A 4,469-nucleotide genomic window follows, 5' to 3' on the forward strand; every position below is an offset into this window, starting at 1 on the left:
CAAACTCGTTAAAGAGTTTCTCATCGGGAATTCGAAACTATCAATCGGAGGGCCGTTTTCTCATGAGAGTGAGAACCACCGGCCACCGAGGTGTCCCAGGGGAGAGGGGCGATCACGTCCGGCACGCGAATGAGCGGGCAAAGGACGGTCACTGGCTGACGGATGTGCGGACCGGGTTGCTCAACGCGGGAAGACAGGGAACCAATTGTTTTGCAAATCGTCCGGATGGAATCGTCCTTCCCCATTTTACGAATTTTCACTGTTTTCCACCGGCCCGATTTGCCGAAGTGATTAATGAGGCGCGGGTCAGAAGGAGCTGAACCACGGCCGAGACTGTATGGAGCGTTTTGTTCCCGGCGTTCCGACCCAGCGGTTTGCGGGCTGACCTGTCAGGAGGAGTCCCGCGCGAAGGAGTGTGCGGAAAGGCGGCTCGCAAACTCGGGAACGCGGTGTGGGAAGTCGGTGAGAAAGCCGACTGGGATGGACTACCTTGAGCGAGTGACAGTTTGGAGAGCCTGCGATGAAGGTCTTCACTACAGGTCAAGTTGCCAAGATCTGTAAAGTGGCCCCGCGCACCGTCAGCAAGTGGTTCGATTCGGGCCGTCTCAAAGGTTACCGCATCCCCGGTTCGCAGGATCGGCGCATTCCACGGGAATCGCTGATCAAGTTCCTGAAGGAACACGGGATGCCCCTCGGTGAGCTTGAGGACGAGACCACCGCCAAGGTGTTGATCGTCGCTCAGGATCAGGTGCTCATCGAGAACCTCAAGAAAGAGCTTCCACCGGAACGCTCTTTCAAAGTGGCGGTCGCATCGAGCGGCTTTGATGCGGGAATTCAGGCCGAGAGTTTCCGCCCCGATTGCATCGTGGTGGACTTCTCCATCGGCCGCACGGAGGCCCTACAGATCTGCCAGCATGTCCGTCGCAATTCTGAATTCAGCGACGTCATCCTCATTGCCTTGTTGCCGGACGACGGAAGCGCCATGAGCTTCGACCGATCGTCCATCAACGAGACGTTCAAGAAACCGTTCGATGCCCATCTGCTGGCCGAACGGATTCGCACCCTCGTGGGCGCGAAGAAAGAGCTGGTCTGATGACTCAGCTCCCCGTTTGATTCCCGATCGCCGGTTTCCCGTTCAACCCGTTACGGCAAGCCCCCCGTAACGGTTCACATTCCCGCAGCTCACCGCTGCGGTTTTTCTTTTTCTTGACGCGCCCACACCGGATCGCGGCGATCAGCCGGCCTTTTTCGTTCTTCGCCGCACGACTTTCTTCTTCCCGGAGATGGCTTCTCTTTGGGCCTTTTCAGCCAGCCACTGCAGCGCGTTTTCCAGAGTGACATCATCCGGCGACACATCTTTGGGAAGGGTGGCGTTCGTTTGGCCGTCTGTCACGTACGGACCGTAGCGGCCGCTCATCACCCGCACGGGTTGCCCCGTCACAGGCGACGGGCCAAGTTCGCGAAGCTGGGCGATCCGCCGGCGCCGGGATTTGGGCTCTGCGAGCAGTTGAAGAGCCTCCTCCAGCGTGATTTCGGTGGGAGATTTACCCTCGGGAAGGGATCGGGTGGCCTCACCACATTTGACATACGGCCCATAGATTCCCAGATGGACTTCGACCGGTTCTCCGGTCTCCGGGTGAGAGCCGAGATTCTGTGGGAAACGGAACAGCTCGAGAGCTTTTTCCGGTGTGAGATCTTCGGGGCGGATGCCCGGCGGTAGTGACACCCGCTCGGTCGCCTCGCCGTTTTCCCCGGTTCCCCGCTGGAGATAAGCCCCAAACCGACCGGTGCGAAGGTAAATGGGCTTGCCCGTCTCCGGACAGACTCCAATCGGTTCTTCCTCCTTCTCGGCCTTTTCGAAAAATGTTTTCGCCACATCCGGGGTCAGCTCATCGGGGGCGATGTTTTCCGGAAGCCGGACCCGCTTGTCACCCCATTCCAGCATCGGGCCGTAGCGTCCAATTCGCACGTAGATTTCGGGCTGATCCTCGCCGACGTCTGACGGCCGCCCGATCCGGATCCGGTTGATCTCCCTCGCGTCGATTTCGGCGATCTTGGCCTCCAGCAACCGCTTGAGGCCGGGATGCCCATCCCCGTAATAAAACCGCTTCAGGTAATCCACCCAGTGGAGTTCCCCTCGGCTGATGGCGTCCAGCTCATCCTCCATTTGAGCGGTAAATGAATAGTCCACCAGTTCGGGAAAATGCTGCTCGAGGAGCTGGCAGACCGCAAACGCCACCCAGGTGGGAACCAGCGCGTTGTTTTTCTTGATGACGTATTTCCGCTCGAGAATCGTGTCGATGATGGTGGCATAGGTGCTGGGCCGACCGATTCCGAGTTCCTCCAGTGCTCGGGTCAACGTCGCTTCGGTGTAGCGCGCCGGAGGCTGGGTCACATGGCTTTTCGGCTCCACTGTCTCCAGGAGAACGCTGTCCCCCACCCGAAGCGGTGGCAATAACGTTTCGCGATCGGCGAGTTCAGCATCGGGATCGTCGGCCCCCTCGACGTAGGCCCGGAGGTATCCGGGGAAGTCGATTGTTCGGCCGGTGGACTGAAAGACCGCTCCGTCTGCCTCCACCCGCACGGTCATCCGTCGCCCCCGGGCGTCAGCCATCTGGCAGGCCACCGTTCGCTTCCAGATAAGGTCGTACAGCCGCAATTCGTCCCGGGAAAGGACGTCTTTGAGCGATTCCGGCGAGGCGAAGGGGTGTCCCGCAGGCCGAATTGCTTCATGGGCCTCCTGCGCGTTTTTGACAGTTGTCTGGTAGACCCGGGGCCGTTCCGGCAGATACTCTGGTCCGTACTGCGACTCGATCAATTGCCGGGCCGATTCGACGGCTTCCTCGGCCAGGTGCGTGGAGTCTGTTCTCATGTAGGTGATATACCCGTTTTCGTAGAGCCGCTGGGCCAGTTGCATCGTGTACCGGGCGGTGAACCCGAATTTGCGGTTGGCTTCCTGCTGCAGGGTGCTCGTGGTGAAGGGGGGCGATGGCCGTGAGGTGTAGGGCTTCTCTTCTGCGAGAATCACCCGGGCCGATTTGCCCCGCAGCCGTTCTGCCAGGGCCTCCGCTGCTGGTTGATCCAGCAGGAGCAATTCCGGATTCTTCAACTGGCCGGTTTGGGGATCGAAATCCTTGCCGGAGGGAATCCCTCGCCCGTTGACGCTCACCAGTTGGGCCGAGAAATGGGCCCCCGTCGGGGCAAGGCATTCCGCCGCCAGATCCCAGTACGTCGCGCTGCGGAAGGCCATCCGCTGGCGTTCTCGGTCCACGATGAGTCGCACGGCCACGCTTTGCACCCGCCCCGCCGATAGACCTGGCCGAATTTTCTTCCACAGAAGCGGGGACACGTCATAGCCGAAAAGGCGGTCCAGGATCCGTCGGGCTTCCTGCGCCCGCACCAGATTCTCGTCGATCTGCCGGGGGGACCGCAAAGCCTGGAGAATCGCCTCGCGGGTGATCTCGTGGAACACCAGCCGCTGGACGGGCACCTGGGGCTGGAGAACTTCGCACAAATGCCAACTGATGGCCTCGCCCTCCCGGTCCTCGTCAGTCGCCAAAAGCAATTCCTCCGCCGACTGAAGAGCCTTCTTGAGCTTCTGGACCTGTTTGAGTTTATCTTTGGGGACGATGTAGATAGGCTGGAAGCCGTTTTCCACATCCACCCCAAGATACGCCCAGGGTTTGGAGCGGTACTCGGGCGGGCAATCGGTGGCACGCTCCGGCAAATCCCGAATGTGCCCCAGGCTGGCTTCGATGGTGTACGGGGAGCCCAGGAAGCGGCTGATCGTCCGGGCCTTGGTGGGCGACTCCACAATGACCAGCTTAATCTTTTCGCCCTTCCCGCGAGCCGCTCGCCTCTTAGGGGAATCGCTCTTTCCTGCTTGACGTGCCTTCTTCTTCGCCATGGGCAAACTCGGGAATCAAAATCGAAATAGACAATTTGGCCGATAAACTTTTCACGCTTAAAGCCCGTGCCACCTGCAGGGAACATCCGCTTTCTTTTTTACTTTTAGCCCATCCCAGCGCCGCGATGCTGGTGTCACCCGCCGGGACAGCCAGTTTTCACTCTTTACTTTGTTTCCGAAAACTTTCCAAGCCCGCCTGACCCCCACGCAACGGTCGGATGATATCACCAGTAGGAACTATCTCCTCGTTTTCTGTCCCGCTATCTTATGGTCATGCGGCGGAACCGGACAATATCGGAGACGCCCTCTACTGGCCAAATCAACGTCTTTTTCGGCTTGCTAGACTCTGTTGCCGGATCGTGTGGACACGGCCTCGTCGTATGTTGGTGGGGGGATATACCCCATTATCGGACTACAAGCGCTCTGCCTGATTTTCGCAATTTCGGTCGTTTGAGATGGCGGCAGAGTGGCGAGGTGGGCCTGGCGACGCGCTTGGGAACAGGGGAAAGGTCGGGCATCCCACGGGGCTAACCACGCGCGAAGTTTCGTTTTCGGCGGGAAA

At 59.5% G+C, this 4,469-nt stretch carries 2 protein-coding genes; one reads left to right on the top strand and one right to left on the bottom strand.

The window, feature by feature from the left end:
• The first annotated feature begins 520 nt into the window (after positions 1 to 520).
• Entirely contained in the window at positions 521 to 1,093 is a 573-nt protein-coding gene (locus H5U08_RS10935; protein WP_095416559.1) for a helix-turn-helix domain-containing protein, read from the top strand.
• Between the two features lie 141 nt (positions 1,094 to 1,234).
• Here the strand turns inward: H5U08_RS10935 and topA are convergent, their stop codons facing one another.
• On the bottom strand, positions 1,235 to 3,907 hold the full coding sequence (topA, locus tag H5U08_RS10940; RefSeq protein ID WP_297032939.1) for a type I DNA topoisomerase: 2,673 nt from the start codon (positions 3,905 to 3,907) through the stop codon (positions 1,235 to 1,237).
• Positions 3,908 to 4,469: the final 562 nt, after the last annotated feature.

Origin of the sequence: Thermogutta sp., assembly GCF_014359955.1 — a bacterium.
In the GTDB taxonomy this organism is placed as follows: domain Bacteria; phylum Planctomycetota; class Planctomycetia; order Pirellulales; family Thermoguttaceae; genus Thermogutta.

Bases quoted from the DNA above. Each gene is read 5' to 3' on its own strand.
- H5U08_RS10935 (WP_095416559.1), top strand. From the start codon at position 521: ATGAAGGTCTTCACTACAGGTCAAGTTGCCAAGATCTGTAAAGTGGCC.
- topA (WP_297032939.1), bottom strand. From the start codon at position 3,907: ATGGCGAAGAAGAAGGCACGTCAAGCAGGAAAGAGCGATTCCCCTAAG.